Consider the following 23,179-nt stretch of genomic DNA (forward strand, 5'->3'; position numbering starts at 1 on the left):
TTAAAAAACCGTTTCAGCTTTTGGAACGGTTTTTTTGCGCATAAACCTTTGTACTATTAACGATAAAATGACTACCAACAAACAGCCTATTACATTTAACCACAAATAGGCCACTACTTGCATAAAACCACAAATACAGACAATGATCTCTGCTAAAATGGCCGCACAGAACACTGCTTTTGCACCCACGTTTTTAAAGTAAAAGGCAACAACAAACACCCCTAGAATTGTTCCGTAAATAAACGACCCTAAAATATTAACTGCTTCTAGCAGATTACCGATTTTACTGGTAAATAACGCCATCACTAAACAAACCACTCCCCACAAAATTGTTGCCCAGCGTGAAGCTTTAACATAGTGCTGATCGCTGGCTCCTTTATTCATGAGCCTTTTATAAATGTCAATAACGCTGGTAGAAGCGAGGGAATTTAATGCACTGGCCGTGGATCCCATGGAGGCTAGGAAGATAATGGCGATAAGCAATCCAATTAATCCCTTTGGAAGGTAATCGGTCACGAAACTCAAAAAGATATAATTATTGTCATTTACCGCAGCATTTTCATCATTCTTCAACATCAACTTGGTTAAGTCAAGTCTGATCAGCTTGGTATCTTCGTCCGCTTTTTTAACTGCGATACGTTGTTCATCTATTGCAGTTTTATTTTTTGAAGCTAAAGCTTGTTCAAGTTTAATTACCTCTTGCTTTTTGTGCTCGAAAACTTGGTTATAATCAGCTTTTATTTTTTTCAACTCAGCTTGATAGGGGCTTTTTTCAAGCTTATTTAATTCGTAGCTGTTAAAGAATAAAGGTGCTTTATTGTATTGATAAAAGGTGAAAACTAACACGCCTATTAGCAATATCAAAAATTGCATGGGTATTTTTACCAAACCATTCATCAATAGGCCCAGTCTACTCTGACTTACAGAGGCGCCGGTAAGATAGCGGCCTACCTGACTTTGATCGGTACCAAAATAGGAAAGCTGCAAGAAAAATCCTCCAATTAAACCGCTCCAAACGGTATAAGGGTTATTCCAATCGAAACTAAAATCAATTGCGTTTGTCCGTCCCATTTTACCTGCAATGGCTACTGCTTTGCCAAAATTAACATCACCAGGTAATAGATGCACAACCATAATCCCCGCCGCAAACAAACCGCAAAAGATAATACTCATTTGAAGAAGTTGGGTATATGAAACTGCCTTCGTTCCTCCATATACGGTGTAAAAAACAACCAGACTACCGATAAATAGTGTCGTATAAGTAGTGTCTATATTAAGGATAGTTGATAAAATAATAGAGGGGGCATAAATGGTAATTCCAGTAGATAAACCCCGTTGAATCAAAAATAGAAATGCCGTAAATGCGCGCGTATTTAGGTCGAACCGCTGTTCTAAATACTCATACGCGGTATATACTTTTAAACGGTGAAAAATGGGGACAAAAGTAATGCAGAGTACAATCATCGCCAATGGCAAACCAAAATAAAACTGAACGAAACTCATGCCGGAAGAATAAGCTAAGCCAGGGGCAGACAAAAATGTAATAGCGCTTGCCTGTGTAGCCATTACAGAAAGACAAACTGTATACCAAGGCATGCTTTGATTGCCTAGCAAATAAGAATCCATGCTTTGAGATCCCTTGCTCTTGTAAACTCCGTAACCTACAATCGAGAGTAATGTAATGATTAAAACAGCCCAATCTATGTTACTCATTCGTAGTACTTAGTAAATGTATAAAAAATAGCAATTAGTAAGACTAGCCAAAAGATAAGTAAAATATAGAATTGTTTCCAAGTCTTTACGAAAGGGGGCAATTCATTTATGGGTGGTTTAGGTGTCATCTTAAGGCTGTTTTGGGGCTAATAGGTTTGCAAATAAACGATAGGCTCCTGGTACGCCAGCAGGTAGCTCTCGGAAGAAAACCAAAGAGGTGTAAACAAATTTGCCCTTTCCATAGTCAGCAATAATTAGAGAGCCGTCCGAGGCCGGTTCTCCTGTATCATTCATATTCAAAATCTTACTGTATTTGGAATCGATTTCAGTTGGGAAATATAACCCGCGTTCTTGCACCCAACCTTCAAAATCTCTCTGACTTATTTTATTCGGATAGTTCAGTGCAGGGTGTTCGGGACTATGAAAACTAACCTTAGCATCTTCCTCAGTTACTCTTTTGTTAGCTAATTTAAAAGGATACGGGCCAATGTTTTGGGTTTTTAAACCATTACTTACATTATATTGAACTAATAAAGTTCCTCCGTCTTTTACATAACTCAATAATTTTGACTGTATATTTTTAACCTCTGTGCTGATGTTATATAATCGAACTCCGGTAACAATAGCATCATAACCGGCAAGATCACTCGCCAATATCTGCGCCTCATTTAAATGGGTAACTTCATAACCAATCTGCTTAAGCGCATCAGCTACTAAGTCGCCCGCCCCATCTATATAAGCAATACGTTTACCAACAATTTTCAGATCAATTTTTTCTACACTTGCTATCGCTTGAGGAAAAACGGTAATGTTGGGGATATGATCGTAACTGATGATTTTTAATCCGCGATCACTTACTGTTCCATTTGTATTTACTTGTAGACTTAAATTTCCACGCTGTGCTTCGTTGCTGGGAATAATACTGAAATTAATGGTTTGCTCATCGCCCTTTCTTGCTAAAGTAAAAGCCACTTTTTCGGGATTGCTCTTCCACCCTGTAGGCAACTGTGGATTAACGAAGCCGCTAGTGGAATTACTAAAACTTTTAAGCTGTACGCTGATCGTTTTGGGCAGATTGCTGTTGAAAATATAAGCCTTTTCACTTAATGTTGCGGTAACTTTTGGAGCGATAACCAATGGTTGGTACTTTTCTCCTTTAATTGGGTCTGTAGATTTGTAAACCACGGGGCAATTCAATTCAACACTCTGATCATTTATAACTATTTTGAGCTTAACGCTTAATTGATCAGGGTTTTCTGGATGGCCTACAAGTGCTTGGTTTCCAATGTGAAATTGGCCTATACCATGAGTTTCTCTAAGCCAATACGGCTGAGTCCAATTGGCTTCCGTAGCTGCAATTTTATAGTCTGAAGCGCTTAACTTATTTGGCTCAAGGACGATGGTTTTTTGACGATCAATAATTAAAGATACCTTTAATGGAAAATTTGTTTTTGCTCTGACAATGCCTTGGATCCTAATGGGAATAGAATCGCCAAAAGCATACATATTTTCTGGTGTATTGGCTTCTACCCAAATTCCGGCGCTGTTCAAAATCAATTCATCTAATAACTGATGATTAAACGCTCCGTCTTTTGTTTGCTTTTTAAGCACTAAAAGTTCTTGAAGTGCATTTGCCGGATTAATGTGTACATTTCCCTTGTATTTGATATCAATGCCATCAAAAAGACTGGTTTTTGCAGGTTCGCCCGCAACGTGGCTAAAATATTCGAATGATTCACCGCGTTGAAGTGCAGAGCCAAATCCTTGGCTTTTATGATTGGTTCTACTAATAGCCGCGATCTCTCCATAGCTTTTTCCTAAAGCAGGATTGAATAGGCCGACATCTATCTTCAATTGGTCGGCCGAGGTTGTATTAGTACCTCCAAAATTGAAAGTGTTCCAAACTATTCTTTTGGCTTGCCAAACCTTTACATATTTAAGTTGATCTGGAAAACGTTTTGGATCGGCAGCGGCATAAAAAGCCTCTTTAGCTAAAATAGCTGAACCTGCATGATGGCCGTGACCGGCTCTTGAATCTTCAGGGAAACGGGTAATAATTACATCTGGTTTAAAATTTCTAATAACCCATACTACATCAGCTAATATCTGTTCTTTTCCCCAGATTTTGAAACTTTCATCAGCCGTTTTAGAGAATCCGAAATCATTAGCGCGGGTAAAAAACTGCTCAGCGCCATCGGTTCGACGCGCAGCTAATAACTCTTGCGTCCTTATTAAGCCTAAGAGCTCTGCTTGTTCATTGCCAATTAAATTCTGTCCTCCATCACCTCTCGTTAGAGATAAATACCCTGTTCTAACTTTTAACTCCTTCGCTAAATAGGCTAGTAATCTAGTGTTTTCATCATCTGGATGTGCGGCGATGTAGAGTGCGCTACCTTTAACACTTAGTTTCTCTATACCCGCTGCGATCTCTCCAGCATTCATCTGCTGCATTTGTGCATTTAATAGAATTGGTAAATAAACGCAAATGGCAGTTAAATATGTTTTAAGGTTCATAATTTCATTTAGTTGGTCTAAAATAAAGAAAATTTATTTGGTTAGCTGTATAAATTGTTTAACTGGTTAACTACGTATGATCGATTAACCGATTAACTAAATAATTGATACCTTTACCTTCCTCTTTACGTTATCATCTTATGAACAAATTAGTTTTGTATAGCATTTTGGCACTCATTTTATCTAGCTGTGGTATTAATAAGCAGGCTCAGCAAATTAAGGCATTAGAAGAATGTGAGTATAAGTTTATTAGCGCAAATAATATTACCGTTGCCGGAACGGATATTAAGAAAATTGTAGATCAGCAGACCATCAATTTAGCTAATCTACCTTCACTAGCTTTAGGATTTTTAAGGAAAGATATTCCTCTAAGAGCCAACCTCAATGTAGAAATCACTAATCCGTCTACACAAACTGCAGCGATCAACAATTTCGATTATATAATTTTAATCAATAAACAAGAGATTGCAAATGGTGTGGTTGATCAGGTGATTGAAATAAAGGCTGGAGAAAAAATACAAGTTCCTGTTCAATTGAATGCCAATATTTACCAGTTCTTAAGTAACGGAAAAACACTTGAGGATATCAGTAAATTCTTAACTGGGGCCTCAAACGGCATAACTGAGGTAGGCTTAGTTACCGTCAAAATTAAACCTTCTATCCGGGTTGGCAACGAATTAGTTAAATACCCAGGCTATATTACCATTGATAAAGAAGTGAGCAACAAAATTCTTCTGTAGGCTACGAAAACTTCGTCACATTTCTGAAACACTTGTCACATTTTGCAAATGTTTGCGTCAGACATGTGAAACCGAAGCTTTTATAAACCTAACACCCGTACTTCTCTATTTATGAAGAATTTACTACTTGCCCTGTTCTTAACTTTGTCAGTTGCCACATCATTTGCCCAAAAGGGAAGTATTCATGGCGTGCTATTAGATAGCGCCGATCAAAAACGCACGTTGAATTATGCAACTATCTCTGTTTTTAAAGAAGGAGATTCTGTACTTACTACCTATAAATTATCAGATGGCAAGGGGGTGTTTAAAATTCCAAATCTTCAGGTAGATATAGATTACCGGATTGTAGTTAATGCGTGGCAATATAGTGTTTTAAGAAAAGCGGTAAGGATCAGTGCTGCTTCCCCTGAAGTAAATTTAGGGAACTTATTGCTACCATCAAGCACGAATAATTTAAGTGAAGTGGTAATATTGGCAGAACGACCACCAATTATTGTACGTAAAGATACAATTGAGTTCAATGCCGAGTCTTTTAAAACTTTACCAAGTGCAGTAGTGGAAGATTTATTAAAAAAACTTCCTGGTGTAGCGGTTGCTGCTGATGGGTCGATCCAGGTAAATGGGAAGGCGGTAAGTAAAATATTAGTAGATGGAAAGGAGTTCTTCGGAGGCGATCAACAAATTGCAACTAAAAATCTTCCAGCTAATATCATCGACAAAATTCAGGTAAATGATGATGTGGAGGCGAAACGCAGGGACCCAGATATATTGGCAGGAAATATACCGCAGATAATTAACCTTAAACTTAAAAAAGCTATCAAGAGCGGTGCTTTTGGTAAAATATACGGAGGTGCCGGTCCTCGAGAATTATTTGAAGTTGGGGGCATCATGAATTTTTTTAGAGATACTACGCAAGTAAGCATCCTAGGCTATGGTAATAATGTAAATAAACCTGGTTTTAGTATGAATGAAGTCATGAGAATAGGAGGGTTTTCAAGATCGGGTGTAAACTCGATGATGGTGAATTCTGAAGGAGGATTTGCTTTGAATGGTATCTCGTTTGGTGGGCCAATGTCGGGAGGTGTTCAAAAATCTGCAGGCTCTGGAGCTAATTTTAATACGCTTACAAAAAAGGGCGTTAAGATTAATGGGAAATATTTTTTCGGACATAGCAATAATAGCATTGAACAGCTGGTAGATGCGGAGCAAACACTTGGTGCTAACAGACTTTTTACGAATACGAATTCTACACAAAATAATAAAAGTTATACCCACAATATTGGGACAAGAATAGAAGCTAAACTAGATAGCCTCACCACGCTTACCATCGAGCCCAATGTGAGTATTAATCTCTCCAGAAATAATGGTAATCTTAAAACAAAAACGCTGAACACCACAAGTCAATTGGTAAATGATGGAGATAATACTTCGGTACTCAGGGGTAATAATACTGAATATAACCTTTCTGCTAATTTATGGAAGGATTTTAGAAAAACGGGCAGATCTTTGAATGTTACGTTGAATGTAATCCAAAGAGATAATTTAACCGATAACTTTAACCTAAATAATAGTAATTTTTATGCACCTCCCTCAAATACCTTACTCGACCAGTTAAGAGACAATAACATCAATAGTTTCAATCTTAACTTAAATGCCAACTATAATGAACCGATAACTAAGTCCTTGACTTTAAATATTGCTACCAATAGCAATTACATCAATAATGAGAATTCATTGGTTACTTTCTTTAAAAACCCTAATAACCAGGCTTATGATATAGCTATTCCGACGCTCTCAGAAACGGTTATGCAGAGAGGATATAAAACCAACAACAGGGCAAGTTTGAGATGGAAGGTGAATAAGAGCCTCAATATACAGCCAGGGCTGGTGTTTAATACCATAGACCTTCAAAATGAATTTGATACCAATGCTGACTTTGAGCAACATTTTCAATTCTTTGCTCCTCAGCTAACAATTAGATATAAAGATCTTAGCCTTAGTTATTCGCCATCTTTTAGAGAGCCAGATGTTCGCTATATACAGCCAGTAGCTAATAATACCAATCCTTTGTATATCCAAAATGGTAATCCTAATCTGCGTCCTTCTAAAACGCATCAAATAAACCTTAATATCTATAAGTATGATACTAAAAGAACTTTAAGCTATAATGCTTATTTGGGCGGAAGTGTACAAAATGATGGTGTCATCATGTCACGAATAATAGGTAGTGATGGAGTGCAAACTTCTTCGCCTGTAAATGAGGATGGAATTTGGCAATTTCATGCCAATGGTAATTTATCAAAAGATTTTAAAAGCAGTAAAAGGCAATTTAACATCAATACAGGATTTTGGTCTAATTATACCCGGGGGGTAGTAAGGGTAAATAATATTAGGAGCCATACGAATATTTTTACATTCGGCCCCCGGGTAGGTGGAAGACTGAACCTTAATGATAAAGTTGAATTGAGCCAAACATATAGTGTCGATTTTAGTAAGAGTAGCTATTCAGACAACTTCTTTACCGATCTGAGCAACCGGCAGCATAACAGCGATAGCGAAATAATTGTTCGTTTACCTAAACGAATTGTTTGGGAAACTACCTATCGCTTGCAACGTAATACACAGTCCGTTGCAGGTATGAACAATAACATTCAGCTTTGGAACGCCGCAGTTACTTTTCTTTTCATGAAAAATGATAAACTACAATTAAAGTGCAGCTTCAATGATATTCTAAATGCAAATACCAGAAGATATTTAAATATTAGTGAAAATTTTATTAGAGATACAAGAACCAATAACCTGGGCCGTCATGGTTTATTTACCTTAACCTATAATATTCAGAATTTCGGTGGTAAAGTTGGGGGACGGGAAACAATGTTTAGATTTTAAACATGAGGCTTAAATGTATCGGTTTTAACTGTGGCTTTAAGTTCGTGTAAGATGTTATATAAGCCAAAGTTTGTTCTATTGACATATATGAAGTGTTTTACACCCCGCGCTTGTTTAAATTCGGGCATCTTAGTAACTTTTTCTCCGTATTGATAAAGGTCATTGAAAAACCCTTCTTCGCTAAAATCGAACGTTTTGGTCACATATGGCTTGGCAAATAAACTAATCATCTCTTTATATGACTTATAATAAAACTCGATTTGCGCTTCACTATCGTTCGGTAAAATCATTTTCAATTCGCGAAAAGCTTTAATCGTTGCCTCTTTATCTTTGAACATGCTGGTCGACGTTAGCGAGAAAAATGGCTTATAAAAATCGTCAGGCATTTCTTTGATACATCCAAAATCGATTACGCCCAACTTTTCGTCTTTGGTAATTAAAAAGTTCCCTGGATGTGGGTCGGCGTGAACCGCCCTTAATTCATGCTGTTGAAAATTATAGAAATCCCATAATGCCTGTCCGATTTTGTTCTTGAGTGCCTGACTAGGCTCAGTTTGTAAAAACTCCCTTAAATGCATACCCTCTAACCAATCCATCGTAATAATCTTATTGCTGGAAAGTTCAGGGTAGTAAGTCGGAAATACTACATCTTTTAAATTTTTACAAGCTTCGGAAAATTCTATCGAGCGACGAACTTCTAACTCATAATCCGTTTCTTCTAATAGGCGCTCTTCTACTTCTTTGACATAAATATTTAACTCTTGTTCGCTCATACCTAATAACCTGAAAGCAAAAGGTTTTACTAATTTTAGGTCGGATGAAATGCTATCCCCAACACCTGGATACTGGATTTTAACAGCAAGCTTTTTTCCATTCAATTGCGCTTCATGAACTTGTCCAATAGAAGCAGCATGAGTAGATTTAATGTTAAAATGATCAAATATTTTCTCTGGTGTTTTGCCAAAGCTTTTGGTAAATGTTCTTACGATAAGCGGTCCAGATAGCGGTGGTGCATTATATTGAGATTGTGTAAATCTATCAACGTAAGCCTTTGGAAGAATATTCTTATCCATGCTTAGCATTTGCGCAATTTTTAAGGCAGAACCTTTTAGCTCGCTCAATGACTTATAAATATCGGCCGCATTGTCTTCATTTAACTCATCACGACTAAGCTCTGGATTGAAGATTTTTTTTGAATAGTGTTTGATATAGTTCCCGCCAATCTGAAAACCTGTTTTAACAAACTTAGCAGAGCGTTCTACCTTAGTGGTAGGCATGGTTTCTTGTGTTTTCATATATGGCTAAAACCCCATTTTCTCTTTTAATTTGCCGTTTTGGGCTAAAAACTTTCCATATTCAAAAAGGTTGTCAATTGGCGAACGTTGGAATAAATCGAAGGTTACCTGGATGCCTTTTTCAATGGCTTCATCTGTTTTTTCAAAACCTTCACTATCATCCGTTATCCAAAAGTTTAAAATAAACGCATACTGCACCCATAGCGCATCTTTATAGCGCTTGCTGAAAAATTTCCTGTCCGCAAGTTCGCCACTCTCTAGTCCTTCATTGATGATTTGCTCAGCAAAACTTTCGAAAATTGGTTTTGCCCCGCTTAATACATCCGGAGTTGATAGCCGTTTTCCGTGATTCTTTAAGCTATATATAACAAAACTTCGTTGCGACTTTAACAATTCTACATAACTGTAAAAAAAAGACAGCATTTTCTCTCTCGAAGAGTACTGTACCCATACTTCCTGTTGTTGTATCTCGTTAATTGTTTCTGCAGTTAGCTCAAACCAGATCATTTTCTCAATGCTTTCAAAGGAAGCATAATAAGCATAGAAATCAGCCTCACTAAGCTTAAGTTTTTTAACAAAACTATATACGGATTTGGGCTTTTCATCATGTGTTAAAACATAATCAAGATAGCCTTTTTTGATTTGTGCCGCAGTTGCCATTTCTTTTTAGTTTAAAAACGTAAAATTTGATTGTCTAGTTTCAAATTTAACGCTTTATTTATCATTGTTTTGCAATAAATAATGACAGTCCGAGCCATACAGCCAAGCAACCAAGAATAATACTTCCTAACGTATAGGCAATTAAGGTTAAGTAATGCTGACTTTGCCAGAGCGCAATGTTTTCAGCGGAAAAGGTAGAGAATGTGGTATATCCTCCACAAAAGCCAGTGATTAGCAGGAGTTGAAGACCGGAGCTGTTGTTTTTGCTAAAGTAGCTTAGTAAAATGCCGATTAAGAAACAACCTAAAATATTGATGATAAAGGTAGCAAGAGGAAAAATATTTACATAATACCTGGACGTTAACAACGAGGTTCCATAACGGAGCATACTCCCAAGAGCACCACCCAAACCAACTAATACAAATTGTTTAATCATATAAACGCAATGTTACAATGCCAAATGTATGAAATTTATGTTATTTGCTTAGGTTTGCGATTAATTGAAAACAAAACGCTTACATATTAACCAGATTCTAACCGGTATAATGCTATGGGTTTTTTCCCTAGCTATTACCCCTTGGAGCGCTATGCACTCTCACGAAGAAGTGCGTGTTGAGCCAGTTGAGAAGCATTGTACGCATAAATTTCACTTCAAAACTCAGCAAGAGAATTGTTTAATCTGTAAAGCACATTTTGAGAAAAACTATACAGCTTCAGCAAAAATTAAAGTTATTCCTCTGCAAAGCGAAGATGTAATAACGAGTGTTGTCGTTTATACCAACGCCTATTCAGCATTAATTTCAACTTCCTTAAGGGGTCCCCCAACGCAAATATTTTCTTAAAGATTCATAAGCAAGGAGCTTATGAAATAAGCTATTGTTTAATCCATATTTATAAGAAAATAATGATGAAGAAAGTGCGCCTTATATTCGCGATATTATTAATTAATTTTGTTAATCCTTTATTTGCGAGCAACCTTGCAGAAATTAAGGGAAAAGTAATCGACGCCACCACAAATGAACCGCTAAGTGGGGCTACCATTTATATTGCTGATTTAAAAGCAACCACTATTAGTAACGCCAATGGGGAATTTTTAATAAAAAACCTTCCTTCAAAGGGGAAATTCCTAATAGAGGTGCGTTATGTTGGTTATAAAACAATTTCTCAGTTGATAGATCTAACAGATGCTCAGAGTTTGAAATTCTCACTCCAGCAAGCGGTTATTGAAAGTGCCGAAGTGGTTATTACAGGTACTCCTTTTAGCTCAAATAATAAAACCAATAGTCTGGCAGTTGTGTCTGTTAACCGCGAAAAATTAACGCAAGCGGGAGGCACAAATTTAATAGATGCAATTTCAAAAGTACCTGGTATCTCTCAAGTTACCACCGGTGGAGCAATCTCTAAGCCAACTATCAGAGGCTTAGGATATAATCGTGTGCTAACAATTATTGATGGTGCCAGAGAAGAAGCCCAGCAATGGGGTGATGAGCATGGGGTAGAAGTAGATCAATTTTCGGCAGCACGAATAGAGATTTTAAAAGGACCTGCAAGTTTATTATACGGGTCGGATGCGCTAGGTGGTGTAATCAATATCATTGAAGATTTTGTTCCTGCGGAGGGCGATTTTAATGGAAATTTTACAACCAATTACGCCACAAACAATGGCTTGTCTGCCTCTTCCTTAATGATGCAGGGCAATACAGATGGTTTGGTGTATCGCGGAAGGGTATCATATAAAAACGCTTATGGGTTTGGTTACGCAGGTAAAACAGTTCCCAATGCTGGTTTTAATGAGACAAATGCCAGTGGAATGATCGGCTTAAATAAAGCATGGGGTTATACCCACTTAAATTTATCTAGGTTTAACACAAATATCGGATTAGTAGAAGAGGGCCCGGATGATGACGGAAATTTTACCGATGAAGATGGAAATCTGATCACTAAGCATGATGCCCGAAACCGGAAACTTGTTCTTCCTTATCAAAATATTAACCATTACCGAGCCGTGCTAAGTAGTAATGTTTTGTTGGGTGGGGGACAATTAAAAAGCAATTTTGCATTTCAGAAGAATATCCGTAAGGAGTTTGAAGAAAGTAAAGATGCTCCAGGTTTGCACCTCAACCTCAATTCATATACCTATGATGTGAAGTATTCGTTCGCTAATAAAGGCGTGTGGGAGCCAACTATTGGTTTACAAGGTATGTACCAGGATAACGTGAATAATGGCGATGAATATCTTATACCTGATTATAACAGCAACAACATAGGTTTTTTTGGTTATCTGAAACGTAATTTTACAAAAGGTGCGGTTAACTTCGGCTTGCGTTATGATTATAAAACAGTAACGGGAAAAGATTTAACAGAAGATGGGGAACAAGTCTTCAAGCCTTTTGAAAATAATTTCTCAAATGTCTCTGGTTCGATCGGAATTTCATACGAAGTAGCCAAAGACCTGGTATTTAGGGCAAATGCAGGTTCAGGCTTTAGAGCGCCAAACATTGCAGAACTAGGGGCTAATGGCAGACATGAAGGGACTTTTAGATACGAAATTGGAAACAGTAACCTAAAGCAAGAAACCAGTGCACAATTTGATTTAGGCTTAGAATACACAGCCGAACATATCACCTTTGGGTTAAATGCATACAGTAATCGTATTTATAATTATATATATCCCGGTAATTTTAATAACGAGACCACACCTTTTACTGACGAAGACGGCATAAGCACCAGCCTACCCGTTTATCGTTTTGTGCAAACGGACGCCGATTTAGTTGGTGGTGAGGCTTCGGTTGATTTTCACCTGATCAAAGCTATTCACTTTGAAAATACCTTTGCTTATGTAAAAGGAACAAATCGGGCGAATGATTTACCCTTGCCTTTTATTCCTGCAGCAAGTTTAAACAACGAAATACGTTTTGAACCTACGCTTAAAGGATTACACGATAGCTTTTTCAAAATCGGACTAACTAACGTTTTCAAACAAAGCCGTTTCGACAGCTTTGAAACCCAGACTAATGGATATACATTATTAGACGTAGGGGTAGGCACTTCGTTCAAAGTTAAAAAAGGTAAAATTAATGTTTGGGTAACTGGTCAGAACTTAACCGATAAGCTTTATTTTAATCATTTAAGCAGATATAAGCCGGAAGGGATTTATAATCAAGGCCGAAATATGAGTTTCGGAATCAGCGTGCCGCTTTAGGTCTGCTGATCTTTAGCTCACCTGAATCTAGCTCGTCATTGCGAGGTAAGAAGCAATCTTTAAAGCGCAACGCTAGATGGAGGTTGCTTCGCTTCATGCGCCGCAACATCTTGCAATGACGAGCTTATTGTTTTCTTTACGAGGCACCTAACCCTCAACCTCAATTCCACCTTTTTAAATCTTTTTTTACAAAAAATTTGGTAGTTACAAAATATCGTCATACTTTAGTGTATTATTTAACTAATACAGTGGAGTATGATTAAAATTAACAACCTAAATTTTGGTTACAGCAAAGGCAAACTGTTGTTCAAAAATATGAGCATGCAATTAAGTGCAGGTCATATTTATGGCTTACTGGGAAAAAACGGCGCTGGTAAATCGAGTTTATTAAAAAACCTGGCGGGACTAGTGTACGCGCAAAGCGGAACTATGGATGTAATGGGTTATGATCCAGCTAAGAGACAACCTGCTTTGTTACAACAAATTTGTTTTATACCGGAAGAATTTTATCTTCCCTCGGTTAAAATTGATGCTTTTGTAAAAGCGAATGCAGCCTTCTATCCAGATTTTGACCATGCTTATTTTACAGCCCTACTGGCTGAGTTTGACATTCCGGTTACTCAGAAATTGATTAACATGAGCTACGGCCAGAAGAAGAAGGTGATCATTGCATTTGGCTTAGCAACACAAGCTAAATTAGTCATCATGGATGAGCCAACCAACGGATTGGACATCCCTTCAAAAGCACAATTCCGCAAAATTATGGCTTCAGTTTTAACTGAGGATCGCTGCATTATTATTTCAACCCACCAAGTTAGGGATTTGGATAATTTGATAGATACGGTAATTATGCTCGACGAAAGTAGCATTGCGTTAAAAGCATCGGTTGAAGAAATTACCAATAAACTATGTTTTAAACGAGTTAAAGAACTTGATGAAACGGTAATTTATTCAGAACCATCGTTAGCAGGTTTTAATGCCGTTCTGCAAAACTATCATCAGGAAGATAGTAAACTTGATATCGAATTGCTATTTAATGCAGTGCTCGCTGAAAAAAATAAATTGAAACCAATTTTTAACTAAATCTTAAACGGACATGAACAATACATTTAGCATACATCGGTTTAGTCTTTTGTTGAAGAGACAATGGTTAGAATTCGGAAAGATTTACCTCATTACCTTGGCGGTTGTACTTGGTGTTATCATCACCTTTTATGGTTTCGCTACATGGAGTACTATCGCTGAAAATTATCCATTTTCTGAAAGATTATTGCATTTTAGAGAGCCATTATTTTTAATATTTGGGTTCTTATTTATTACAGTTATTGCAAGTAGCTATTTTGCGCATTTGGGCCAAAAACCGAAGGCAATTATAGATTTAATGATACCGGCATCGACATTTGAGAAGTTTTTAACAGGTATTCTTTTTACGGCGGTATTAAGCACCATAAGTTTCTTGGTCATATTTTACTTAACAGATCTAGCTTTTGTGAGTAAGCTCAGAAGCATGTATCATAGTACATCACCAGTTAGCGCTGAAGAGTCAACTCATGCGGTTGATAGTATTCGGTATTTCTTTAGCAAGAATAACCCGGGAGAGTTTAAATCGATATTTGTTTTGACTCCATTTTTTGTGACGAGTTTATTCTTATTGGGTTCTATTTACTTCAATCGCTTTCATTACATTAAAACAGCTATTTCATTGATGATTTTCTCAGGAATTTGGACTTTTATTATTGTGAAAGCGGGACAAGCATTATTTGAAGGAAGAATTTCGGTTAATCATGGTAATGGTAATATGGATGATCGGAAATTTTGGGTAGAGTTAGCCGTTTTCTCGCTCATGTTACTGCTAACAGCAATTGTATGGAGCATTACTTATGTACGCTTAAAAGAAAAAGAGGTTTAAACTTTAATTGGTATAGATATGGAATTCAGAGATAATAAGGCAATATACCTTCAAATCGCAGAATATGTTTGTGAACATATTCTTCTAGAAAAATGGAAAGTGGATGAGAAAGTGCCGTCAGTAAGAGAGCTAGCCGTTGAACTTGAAGTTAACCCAAACACGGTAATGCGCACCTATGATTTACTGCAGAATAGAAATATAATTAATAATAAAAGAGGAGTAGGATTTTTTGTGTCCGATGAAGCGTTAGCCAATGTGAAAAGCTACCGCAAAACACAATTCATGGATGAAGAACTTCCAGTAGTTTTTAGAAATGTTTACCTGTTAAATATTGGGTTTGATGAACTGGAAACCCGTTACAACTCTTTTGTTAAAGAAACTTTTAATCCTTAAAGACATGAAATTAAGTAATAAATTATTAATCGCTTTTGCATCATCATTGATCTTAATCCCTCTTTTAGGGATGGTAATTGTGTCGAGAGTAAATTACAGGGTTGGAGAAAGAGGCGATAAATTAGATGTCGTGTATGACAACAATTCCTTTAAATCTCCAGATCCGGGAATGACGGCCAGTAGTGTGACAGCATTTTCATCAGTTGAAATATTAAACGGACAGGATTATCGAATCAATATCCGCTTAGTTGCCGACGATGCATATGGAGTAAAAGTGCCTGCCGAAATAAAAGATATGATTAGCTTTAAAGTGGAGGCAAACGGCAAATTAAGCATTGATGTGAAGCCGAAAGAAGAAAAGAATAGAAATCGTTATGCCACAATTATCGTCTACGCACCAAATATCAAAACTTTAACAGTTGCAAAAGCAGAAACATTAATTTTAACGGTATCGCAAGATTCTTTAAATGTAATTGGGGATAAGATTGAGAAAATTGAATTCGGCTCTGCGAAAGACACTAAACATATTAGCATCTCTGCAAATGACGTTCAAGTAATCTCGGTTTTCAACGAAGTGATTAATTCGTTAACAGTGGATGCGAAAAATACTTCTTTTAGCAGCGAAAAGTCTTCTTATGGTAATCTATCCGTTACCTCGACTGGGGGAAAGGAGATTGCTATTACTGGTGGTACAGATGGCGACCGAGAAGATGATAAAAGCTATAAGATTGAACATTTAATGTTAAATACTATGGGAAGCCCACAGGCGAAGGTTACTGTTTCTGATGTTATGGTAAGCAATTGTTCTGGTAGTTTAGCGGATCAAAATATAGTGGAAATGCCAGTTGTTAATTTGAAACAATTACTAAAAAAATAATATTGCATTGACTTACGAAGTTCCGATTTCGTAAGTCTTAAAAATTTAAAAACTATGATATTTTTAATCATAATAGTGTTAGCATTTCGCTGGTTAATAGGCTAAACTAACACAAAACGGCGTAGCTATTTGTTAATGTAAGCTAACGATGTAGCTATGCCTAAATTTCTTTATCCTTTTTTCATCTATCTGATCTCATTAAGTTTTAACCTTAGTGCACAACAGCAAGATACGCTATCAATTACTTTAGAAAGCGTTAAGTACGCTTATCCTATCGCCTATAAGGATATCAGAATTGAGGGACAGGACATTACCATGGCTTATATGGACATTGTCCCAGTGTCAAAGTCGACAGGCAGAACGGTAATGTTATTTCATGGGAAGAACTTCGGCGGATATTATTGGACGAATGTCATACAAGCGCTGAGTAATGCGGGCTTCAGGGTGATTGTTCCAGATCAAATCGGCTTTGGTAAATCAACAAAAGCTTTCATCCACTATAGTTTCCACCAACTGGCCGAATGGAATAAGGAGCTGCTGGATTCCTTAAACGTCAAAAGAGCTATTGTTCTGGGGCACTCTATGGGCGGAATGCTGGCTACACGCTTTGCTTTGCGTTATCCAGATAGGACCGAGAAACTTTTATTAGAAAATCCAATTGGTTTAGAAGACTATAAAACCTTTGTTCCGTATGTGAATACAGAAAAACAGTACGAAACTGAATTGAAAGCTACAGCGCAAAGCATCAAAGCCTACTATCGAAACTCATATTTCACCCTTTGGAAAGCCGAATATGATGAATTGGTTCGTATTGCCGGCGGAGTTACCCTAAGTCCCGATTATCCGCGGTGGGCAAAAGTAGCTGCGATGACATTTACAATGATTTATGAGCAACCTGTAGTTTATGAGTTCGGAAATCTCGAAGTGCCTACGGTGCTTTTTATCGGCAAGGAAGACAAAACAATTGTCGGGAAAGGGCTATTGAGTCCGGCTGTGCAGGCACAACACGGACAGTACAAATTATTAGGCAAACAAACCGCGGCAAAAATACCCGGAGCGAAATTGATTGAATTCGATGGGGTAGGGCACATCCCACACCTCGAGGCCCCAACCGAGTTTTTGATTGCCCTGTTGGGAAGCCTTTAATACAGCGGTTACACTATGACTCCAGTATTTCGAGTTGAGCAATAATATCTTCCTCGGTGATAGGATAAGCTACCTCATTTATGATGTTTTGATAAACAGCTTCAAATAGGCCCATATAATCGCCTTTTTCTGATGGAGTAATGGTTGTGGTCCTGCCCCCGTTGTCAGTTACCAAAGTTAACCGACCCGCATCTACCGGATTTTCTATCCCGTAAGCGTCGTCAGTAGGTTTCATTCCTCTCAACAATTGCTCTTCTTGTACATCGGCATGGTTTTTATTAAAGGACCCCATCATGCCATTCACCACAAATGCATCTTTAATTTCTGCTACCAGCATACTTGCGGTTAAAAACACATTTAAATCATTCGGGTAACTTAGGTGTATAGTGAAGTAATCGTCTACCTTAGTATGCTCACGGTGTTTCCCCAATACTTTATGGAATTTTTCCGGCTTCCCAAATAAATTAATAGCTTGATCTAACAAATGGGGTCCTAAATCATATGATAAACCGCTTGCTTCATATGGTTCTTCCTTAAAGTATTTTGGGCCAATTTCGTTTCGATATCGATCATAACGAAAATGTACTTCGACTAACTTTCCCAATTTTCCACTTTCAATTACTTTTTTTACAGCATTGAAGCCACTATCGTACCTTCTATTCTGATATACCAAGGCTTTCTTTTTTAAACTTTTCGCTAAATCAAAGAGCTCCTTTGCCTGAGAAGATTTTGCCGTAAATGGTTTTTCTACCAAGATATGTTTGCCAGCTAATAGCGCTTTTTTAGCATATTCATAATGTGTAAAACTTGGGGTATTGATAATCACCAGGTCTATGGTTTCATCGGCTATCAACTCATTAATAGTATTGTAGCTGACAATGGACGGGTAATCCTTTTTTGCCAGCTTATGATTGCGCTCGGTAATGGCATGCAAATTAAAACCAGGATGTGCATCTACAAAAGGGGCATGAAATACCTTTCCAGACATTCCGAAAGCCAGTAAGCCAGTGTTGATTTTAGTGTTCATATAACAAAGCTAAAAATTTGACTTATATGTGCGTTAAACTCTTTGTCATAAAAGTATATTTGTAGCATGAAACCAGCAGAAATACATGCCAAGTGGAAATTATTACAGGATAAAATCTCAACTGAGTTTGATTCCGATACGCCAGATCTAAAAGTAATCCTATTTTTGATTGGTGTGCAAGAACTAGGTAAAGGTCCTGGTAAGTATAGTAAGCGTCAGAAAGAAGAATTAATGCATATTGCCACTTGTAGGTTATTAAGTGAAATGGGTTTTTACGAATTAGAAGGGCTAGACCAAGATGGATGGCCTCACTGGAAGTTAGTTAAACCTGTTCCTTCCTATGCCCTCATGGAGCAAGAATTATTACTTAAAGGTTTAGCGATTACTTATTTCGAGGATATTTATTCTTAGCTTAACGCAAAAACCCTGCACAAAATCAATTGTAACAGGGCTTTACGTTTATAAGTAGATAATATAAATTCTTTAGCTTACTTTCCTTGAGAAGCAGCTTCTTTTTTTAATTGGTCATTCGCAACGATTACAATCTCCACTCTTCTATTTTGTGCTCTACCTTCATCTGTTGCATTGTCTCCAATAGGTTCAGCATATCCTTTACCCATAGTGATTAAACGTGAACTAGGCACACCTTGCGAAACTGCATAAGCTTTTACAGCCGCAGCTCTTCTTTCAGATAAACCCATGTTATACTCTTCAGTACCACGACTATCAGTATGACCGATCACTTTAATATCGGTTCCTGGATATTGGTTTAATGAACTTGCTAGGGATTGAATATTTTGCTTAGCCGCATCTTTCAAAGCGGATTTATCGAAGTCGAATAAGATACCACTATCGAATTTTACAATGATACCTTCACCTTCCCTTATCACCTCCGCATTAGGGATAGCATTCTGGATCTCTGCAGCCTGTTTGTCCATTCTTTTTCCGATAAACCCACCAGCTGTACCACCTACGGCCGCGCCAATAATAGCGCCAACAGCAGTATTACCAGCTTTTTTGCCTATAATTCCACCAATTACACCACCGGCTGCGGCACCAATACCTGCGCCTTTTTGTGTGTTGGTTAAACTGTCACAACCTTGAAAGGTCATGGCACCTACTGATAGAGCGATACTTAGGGTAGCTATTTTGAATTTCGAAGTCATCATGTCATTAAATTTTAGTTTCTATCATCAACTTATTCAAAGCGTATGCCAATATTAAAGAATCTAAGATTTTAATTGGTAAGTGGTTGAATGGCTTCTGTCTATATTTAAAATGGCCAACCTTATCTATCAGATTGACCATTTTACTATACATTTGTTACAATAAGTCTTACTACTCAGAGAAGTAGGCCTCTAATTCTTTTAAGGTATTTTCGTCGGTATAGAAATCCTTAATGATCAATCCTTTTTCTAATAGGATGATCCGGTCGCATACATCGGTGACGTGATTTAAATCGTGACTTGAAATTAAAGTGGTGAGCTTTTCAGTAGTCTTAAGCGATCTGATTAGCGACTTAAGTCTAATTTGGGTAGTTGGGTCTAAGTTAGCAAAAGGCTCGTCCAATACTAGAAGCTCGGGTTTCTGCATTAATGCAGCAGCAATTCCGATCTTATTCTGGTTCCCTTTTGAGAAATCCCGTATGTACTTTCGGCTGTTTAGAATCTCGCCATTAAAGAATTCCTCATATTGCTTTAGATAATCTGCAACATGCGCTACACTTAAATTATGTAAACTCCCAATAAAAATGAAATACTCCTCGGGGGTTAAATAATCTATCAAAAAGCCCTCATCTAGATAGGAGGCAGTGTAGTCTTTCCAATGGTCATTGTTTGCGACATTTTGTTCTTTTGATAGAATTTCGCCACTGTCGGGGCGGATAAGGTCTAATAGCATTCTGAAAAGTGTTGTTTTACCAGCGCCGTTGTTGCCAACAAGACCAATCGTTTCGCCATCACTAATCGTTAACTGATCGATGTTAACTACTGTTTTGGCACCATAGGTTTTTTTTAATTGTTTAATTTCTAACATCATACTATTCTCTAAAGCCTTCGGCTATTTTATATCGTTGTTTTTCAAATCTTTTAACTAATAAGTTAATCCAAATGTTACGCATCAAAAGCGTAACCAGCCCAAATAACCCGATGGCCACCAATCCCCAATAGGGATGTTCAGTTAAGCCAAAAGGAACATAAATCAATATGGGAATTAGGATAAATGGAATTCCTAAGATCCATTGTGTGGCACCTACACCTTGCCAATTAAAACTAGCACTCTTGGTAATGTCCAATCGTTTATAGTTCATCGTTGCAAAGTATAATACAATTACGGTAGCAAATCCGATATTATATAAATAGGCTGCCAGGTGTAGCAGCAATAATTTATAGCTTAAAAAGCCATAAAAACTCGCTAGAATAGTTATAACAGTACAACTAAGGGTAAATAAAAGGAACTTGGCCTTGATAAAGTTCTTGAAATCTATCTTGTTGACCAATAATCCATCGAAATGGGTGCTTTGCCAAGCAAACATGAACTGCCCATAAGAAATGATTGAGATTCCTGTCATAAATACTGCTGCGAAAAGCAGCTTTCCGAATTCATTACGGGCTATAATGGGTTCTTTGTAGAATATTAAGCCATAAGCTAAAAAAGCAAAACCCATCAATACTGAACCTTTAGAACGTTTATGTCTCAAAATTAACTTCAATTCCAATGCAGCTAATTCACCTACTTTTCCAAACTGATTTAAAAAAGGGTAATCTGTACTTCCTTTTTTGTCATCCTTAACGCTTAATTCTTCTGTGTATAAATTAGCGCGTAGATAACGGGAATTGAAAAAGAAGATAAGCAAAGCCGCTAAAGTAAAAATTAAAGCCAAAAAAGGATATTCAGTAATATTTACGAAAATTAAATTCGAAAAATTCATCACGGAAATAACCTTGAAATAATCTAATGCGGCAGCGATAGCTACAAAGCCTAATAGACAGGCAAAATAAACAATGTTGTTTATTGATTTCCGCTTTAAAAATAAAACCAGGTAATTATTAAAAAATGTGAGTGATAGAATGGCTACGATATAGGCTAAAGCCACTAGCGCCCCAGATTTAAGTCCAATTTCTAAAATGATAAATGGAATGAATATAAAAAGAGGAAGCAGGTTAAAGAAAGAAAAAAGAGATTTAATATTTAGAAAATTTACAATTGCTTTTCGCCTAACATTAAGATGTAGGTAAGGGATAATACTTAGCGTTGGTAACTCTTGCATTTGGGTTCTAATAGCTAGATCAAATAAAAAGTAATAGAGAATAATGCTGTTAAAACCGGAAACAGGCGATAGATTTGGAAAAAGTTGCCCTAAAAGTTTAGTCATGAAAAAGCCAACTCCAATTGCAGCAACTAAGAAATAAAGGATAAAAAAGCCAAGTAAAACTTGTGCGGCTATACTCCCTGCTTTATTCCGGCTCCGCCAAAATGCCTTCCATTGATGATTTAAAAAAGTTGATAGCATATTAATAGTTGTATTTGTCTTTCCAATTTTGTTTGAGTTTCTCTCTTAGTTTTTCTTCGGCAGGATTTCTTCCTGGATCATACAGTTTCGTTCCACTTAATTGCTCTGGAAAATATTCCTGCGCCGAGAAATTTCCTTCATATCCATGGGCGTATTGGTAATCCTTCCCATAACCAATGTTTTTCATCAGTTTGGTGGGTGCATTGCGTATATGTAATGGGACTGGCAAATTGCCAGTTTGTTTCACCAAAGCCTGCGCTTTATTAATGGCTTCATAAGAAGCATTGCTCTTAGGTGATGAAGCTAAGTAAGTTACGCATTGCGATAAAATAATTCTCGACTCTGGAAAACCAATTACATTTACAGCGCTAAAACAATTGTTCGCTAAAAGTAAAGCATTTGGATTGGCATTCCCTATGTCTTCTGATGCCAGGATAACCAGCCTCCTGGCAATAAATAGTGGGTCTTCTCCTCCTTCAATCATTCTTGCCAACCAATAAACAGCAGCATTTGGATCGCTTCCACGAATCGATTTAATAAACGCAGAGATAATATCATAATGCTGTTCACCCGCTTTATCGTATAAAGCAAGATTTTGCTGTGCATGGTTTAGCACGTTCTCATTTGTTAAAATAATCTTGTTTCCACCAATACCGTTAATTGCAATTTCGAGTACATTAAGCAATTTTCTGGCATCTCCACCCGAAAGCCGGATCAAAGCTTCATGTTCTTTGATCTCAATTTTCTTTTCTCTTAAAACCGTATCAGTTTCTATAGCAGTTTGCAATAAGCCACTTAATTCTTCTTCATTCAGACCCTGTAAAATATAAACCTGACACCTTGAAAGTAGTGCCGATATCACTTCAAAAGAAGGATTTTCAGTAGTAGCTCCAATTAAGGTAACTAATCCACGCTCTACAGCGCCTAATAAACTATCTTGTTGCGATTTGCTGAAGCGGTGTATTTCGTCGATAAAAAGAATAGGCAAGCCTAAAAAACTGTCTTTTAGCGCCGCAGCCTTATCAATCACTTCCCTAATGTCCTTAACACCCGAATTGATCGCGCTTAAGTTGAAAAAAGGACGGTCTAAATTTTGAGAAATGATATAAGCCAACGTGGTTTTTCCCACTCCTGGCGGCCCCCAGAAAATCATGGAGGGTAACTGACCACTTTCTATCGCTTTGCGTAAAACGGCACCTTCGCCAACCAAATGCTGCTGACCAACATACTCGTCCAAGTTTTGAGGGCGCATCCGTTCAGCTAATGGTGGGAGGTTCTGCATGCCTAAAATTAGCAATTTTTT

At 37.3% G+C, this 23,179-nt stretch carries 20 protein-coding genes; 10 read left to right on the forward strand and 10 right to left on the reverse strand.

Annotation, left to right across the window (positions count from 1 at the left end; translation table 11 throughout):
* Together BM207_RS13690 and BM207_RS13695 are read right to left on the reverse strand one after the other, a co-directional pair.
* A complete protein-coding gene (locus BM207_RS13690; RefSeq protein WP_090995258.1) occupies positions 1-1,713 on the reverse strand; it encodes a sodium:solute symporter family protein in 1,713 nt (570 codons plus the stop codon).
* A gap of 129 nt (positions 1,714-1,842) precedes the next feature.
* Complete coding sequence (locus BM207_RS13695; protein WP_090995261.1) at positions 1,843-4,227, reverse strand: PIG-L family deacetylase; 2,385 nt, start codon at positions 4,225-4,227, stop codon at positions 1,843-1,845.
* 140 nt (positions 4,228-4,367) lie between these two features.
* Between BM207_RS13695 and BM207_RS13700 the strand changes: the two genes are divergently transcribed.
* Both BM207_RS13700 and BM207_RS13705 read left to right on the forward strand, forming a co-directional pair.
* Positions 4,368-4,967 carry an LEA/WHy family protein gene (locus BM207_RS13700; protein ID WP_090995266.1) on the forward strand — a complete coding sequence of 200 codons (600 nt, stop codon included), beginning with the start codon at positions 4,368-4,370 and terminating at the stop codon, positions 4,965-4,967.
* Between the two features lie 111 nt (positions 4,968-5,078).
* Entirely contained in the window at positions 5,079-7,856 is a 2,778-nt protein-coding gene (locus BM207_RS13705) for an outer membrane beta-barrel protein (protein WP_090995268.1), read from the forward strand.
* Here BM207_RS13705 and BM207_RS13710 read toward each other — a convergent pair.
* From BM207_RS13710 to crcB, 3 genes are all read right to left on the reverse strand, one after another.
* A complete protein-coding gene (locus BM207_RS13710; RefSeq protein WP_090995271.1) occupies positions 7,853-9,151 on the reverse strand; it encodes an ABC1 kinase family protein in 1,299 nt (432 codons plus the stop codon). The two genes, BM207_RS13705 and BM207_RS13710, sit on opposite strands and share 4 nt — an antisense overlap.
* Before the next feature lie 6 nt (positions 9,152-9,157).
* Positions 9,158-9,811 carry a TetR family transcriptional regulator C-terminal domain-containing protein gene (locus BM207_RS13715; protein WP_090995275.1) on the reverse strand — a complete coding sequence of 218 codons (654 nt, stop codon included), beginning with the start codon at positions 9,809-9,811 and terminating at the stop codon, positions 9,158-9,160.
* A gap of 61 nt (positions 9,812-9,872) precedes the next feature.
* Entirely contained in the window at positions 9,873-10,247 is a 375-nt protein-coding gene (crcB, locus tag BM207_RS13720) for a fluoride efflux transporter CrcB (protein ID WP_090995278.1), read from the reverse strand.
* 64 nt (positions 10,248-10,311) lie between these two features.
* On the opposite strand from crcB, the gene BM207_RS13725 reads away from it, so the two are divergent.
* The 7 genes from BM207_RS13725 (at position 10,312) to BM207_RS13755 (ending at position 17,338) form a co-directional block, all read left to right on the forward strand.
* On the forward strand, positions 10,312-10,653 hold the full coding sequence (locus BM207_RS13725) for a hypothetical protein (RefSeq protein ID WP_090995280.1): 342 nt from the start codon (positions 10,312-10,314) through the stop codon (positions 10,651-10,653).
* 62 nt (positions 10,654-10,715) lie between these two features.
* Positions 10,716-13,013 carry a TonB-dependent receptor gene (locus tag BM207_RS13730; protein ID WP_245768117.1) on the forward strand — a complete coding sequence of 766 codons (2,298 nt, stop codon included), beginning with the start codon at positions 10,716-10,718 and terminating at the stop codon, positions 13,011-13,013.
* Between the two features lie 255 nt (positions 13,014-13,268).
* Positions 13,269-14,096: an ABC transporter ATP-binding protein gene (locus BM207_RS13735; RefSeq protein ID WP_090995285.1), complete on the forward strand. Its 828-nt coding sequence runs from the start codon at positions 13,269-13,271 to the stop codon at positions 14,094-14,096.
* 13 nt (positions 14,097-14,109) lie between these two features.
* The gene (locus BM207_RS13740; protein ID WP_143095958.1) at positions 14,110-14,922 is read left to right on the forward strand and encodes a hypothetical protein; all 813 of its coding nucleotides are present in this window, start codon (positions 14,110-14,112) and stop codon (positions 14,920-14,922) included.
* An 18-nt stretch (positions 14,923-14,940) separates the two neighbouring features.
* Positions 14,941-15,315 carry a GntR family transcriptional regulator gene (locus tag BM207_RS13745; protein ID WP_090995290.1) on the forward strand — a complete coding sequence of 125 codons (375 nt, stop codon included), beginning with the start codon at positions 14,941-14,943 and terminating at the stop codon, positions 15,313-15,315.
* Between the two features lie 4 nt (positions 15,316-15,319).
* Positions 15,320-16,192 (forward strand): hypothetical protein, encoded by an 873-nt coding sequence (locus tag BM207_RS13750; protein ID WP_090995295.1) that lies wholly within the window; start codon positions 15,320-15,322, stop codon positions 16,190-16,192.
* Between the two features lie 156 nt (positions 16,193-16,348).
* Positions 16,349-17,338: an alpha/beta fold hydrolase gene (locus BM207_RS13755; protein ID WP_090995297.1), complete on the forward strand. Its 990-nt coding sequence runs from the start codon at positions 16,349-16,351 to the stop codon at positions 17,336-17,338.
* A gap of 13 nt (positions 17,339-17,351) precedes the next feature.
* Here the strand turns inward: BM207_RS13755 and BM207_RS13760 are convergent, their stop codons facing one another.
* Complete coding sequence (locus BM207_RS13760) at positions 17,352-18,365, reverse strand: Gfo/Idh/MocA family protein (protein ID WP_090995299.1); 1,014 nt, start codon at positions 18,363-18,365, stop codon at positions 17,352-17,354.
* 66 nt (positions 18,366-18,431) lie between these two features.
* Here BM207_RS13760 and BM207_RS13765 point away from each other — a divergent pair, with 66 nt between their 5' ends.
* The gene (locus BM207_RS13765) at positions 18,432-18,776 is read left to right on the forward strand and encodes a hypothetical protein (protein WP_090995301.1); all 345 of its coding nucleotides are present in this window, start codon (positions 18,432-18,434) and stop codon (positions 18,774-18,776) included.
* Between the two features lie 77 nt (positions 18,777-18,853).
* Here BM207_RS13765 and BM207_RS13770 read toward each other — a convergent pair whose 3' ends face one another.
* From BM207_RS13770 to BM207_RS13785, 4 genes are all read right to left on the reverse strand, one after another.
* The gene (locus BM207_RS13770; RefSeq protein WP_090995313.1) at positions 18,854-19,534 is read right to left on the reverse strand and encodes a YiaD family glycine zipper/OmpA-like lipoprotein; all 681 of its coding nucleotides are present in this window, start codon (positions 19,532-19,534) and stop codon (positions 18,854-18,856) included.
* A gap of 169 nt (positions 19,535-19,703) precedes the next feature.
* On the reverse strand, positions 19,704-20,402 hold the full coding sequence (locus tag BM207_RS13775) for an ABC transporter ATP-binding protein (protein WP_090995317.1): 699 nt from the start codon (positions 20,400-20,402) through the stop codon (positions 19,704-19,706).
* A gap of 1 nt (position 20,403) precedes the next feature.
* The gene (locus BM207_RS13780; RefSeq protein ID WP_090995323.1) at positions 20,404-21,876 is read right to left on the reverse strand and encodes a DUF5687 family protein; all 1,473 of its coding nucleotides are present in this window, start codon (positions 21,874-21,876) and stop codon (positions 20,404-20,406) included.
* 1 nt (position 21,877) lies between these two features.
* Entirely contained in the window at positions 21,878-23,158 is a 1,281-nt protein-coding gene (locus BM207_RS13785) for a replication-associated recombination protein A (RefSeq protein WP_090995327.1), read from the reverse strand.
* Positions 23,159-23,179 lie beyond the last annotated feature (21 nt).

Origin of the sequence: Pedobacter insulae (assembly GCF_900113525.1) — a bacterium.
In the GTDB taxonomy this organism is placed as follows: domain Bacteria; phylum Bacteroidota; class Bacteroidia; order Sphingobacteriales; family Sphingobacteriaceae; genus Pedobacter; species Pedobacter insulae.

Coding starts and splice junctions, on each gene's coding strand:
- BM207_RS13690 (WP_090995258.1), bottom strand. CDS start 1,713: ATGAGTAACATAGATTGGGCTGTTTTAATCATTACATTACTCTCGATT.
- BM207_RS13695 (WP_090995261.1), bottom strand. CDS start 4,227: ATGAACCTTAAAACATATTTAACTGCCATTTGCGTTTATTTACCAATT.
- BM207_RS13700 (WP_090995266.1), top strand. CDS start 4,368: ATGAACAAATTAGTTTTGTATAGCATTTTGGCACTCATTTTATCTAGC.
- BM207_RS13705 (WP_090995268.1), top strand. CDS start 5,079: ATGAAGAATTTACTACTTGCCCTGTTCTTAACTTTGTCAGTTGCCACA.
- BM207_RS13710 (WP_090995271.1), bottom strand. CDS start 9,151: ATGAAAACACAAGAAACCATGCCTACCACTAAGGTAGAACGCTCTGCT.
- BM207_RS13715 (WP_090995275.1), bottom strand. CDS start 9,811: ATGGCAACTGCGGCACAAATCAAAAAAGGCTATCTTGATTATGTTTTA.
- crcB (WP_090995278.1), bottom strand. CDS start 10,247: ATGATTAAACAATTTGTATTAGTTGGTTTGGGTGGTGCTCTTGGGAGT.
- BM207_RS13730 (WP_245768117.1), top strand. CDS start 10,716: ATGATGAAGAAAGTGCGCCTTATATTCGCGATATTATTAATTAATTTT.
- BM207_RS13735 (WP_090995285.1), top strand. CDS start 13,269: ATGATTAAAATTAACAACCTAAATTTTGGTTACAGCAAAGGCAAACTG.
- BM207_RS13740 (WP_143095958.1), top strand. CDS start 14,110: ATGAACAATACATTTAGCATACATCGGTTTAGTCTTTTGTTGAAGAGA.
- BM207_RS13745 (WP_090995290.1), top strand. CDS start 14,941: ATGGAATTCAGAGATAATAAGGCAATATACCTTCAAATCGCAGAATAT.
- BM207_RS13750 (WP_090995295.1), top strand. CDS start 15,320: ATGAAATTAAGTAATAAATTATTAATCGCTTTTGCATCATCATTGATC.
- BM207_RS13755 (WP_090995297.1), top strand. CDS start 16,349: ATGCCTAAATTTCTTTATCCTTTTTTCATCTATCTGATCTCATTAAGT.
- BM207_RS13760 (WP_090995299.1), bottom strand. CDS start 18,365: ATGAACACTAAAATCAACACTGGCTTACTGGCTTTCGGAATGTCTGGA.
- BM207_RS13765 (WP_090995301.1), top strand. CDS start 18,432: ATGAAACCAGCAGAAATACATGCCAAGTGGAAATTATTACAGGATAAA.
- BM207_RS13770 (WP_090995313.1), bottom strand. CDS start 19,534: ATGATGACTTCGAAATTCAAAATAGCTACCCTAAGTATCGCTCTATCA.
- BM207_RS13775 (WP_090995317.1), bottom strand. CDS start 20,402: ATGATGTTAGAAATTAAACAATTAAAAAAAACCTATGGTGCCAAAACA.
- BM207_RS13780 (WP_090995323.1), bottom strand. CDS start 21,876: ATGCTATCAACTTTTTTAAATCATCAATGGAAGGCATTTTGGCGGAGC.
- BM207_RS13785 (WP_090995327.1), bottom strand. CDS start 23,158: ATGCAGAACCTCCCACCATTAGCTGAACGGATGCGCCCTCAAAACTTG.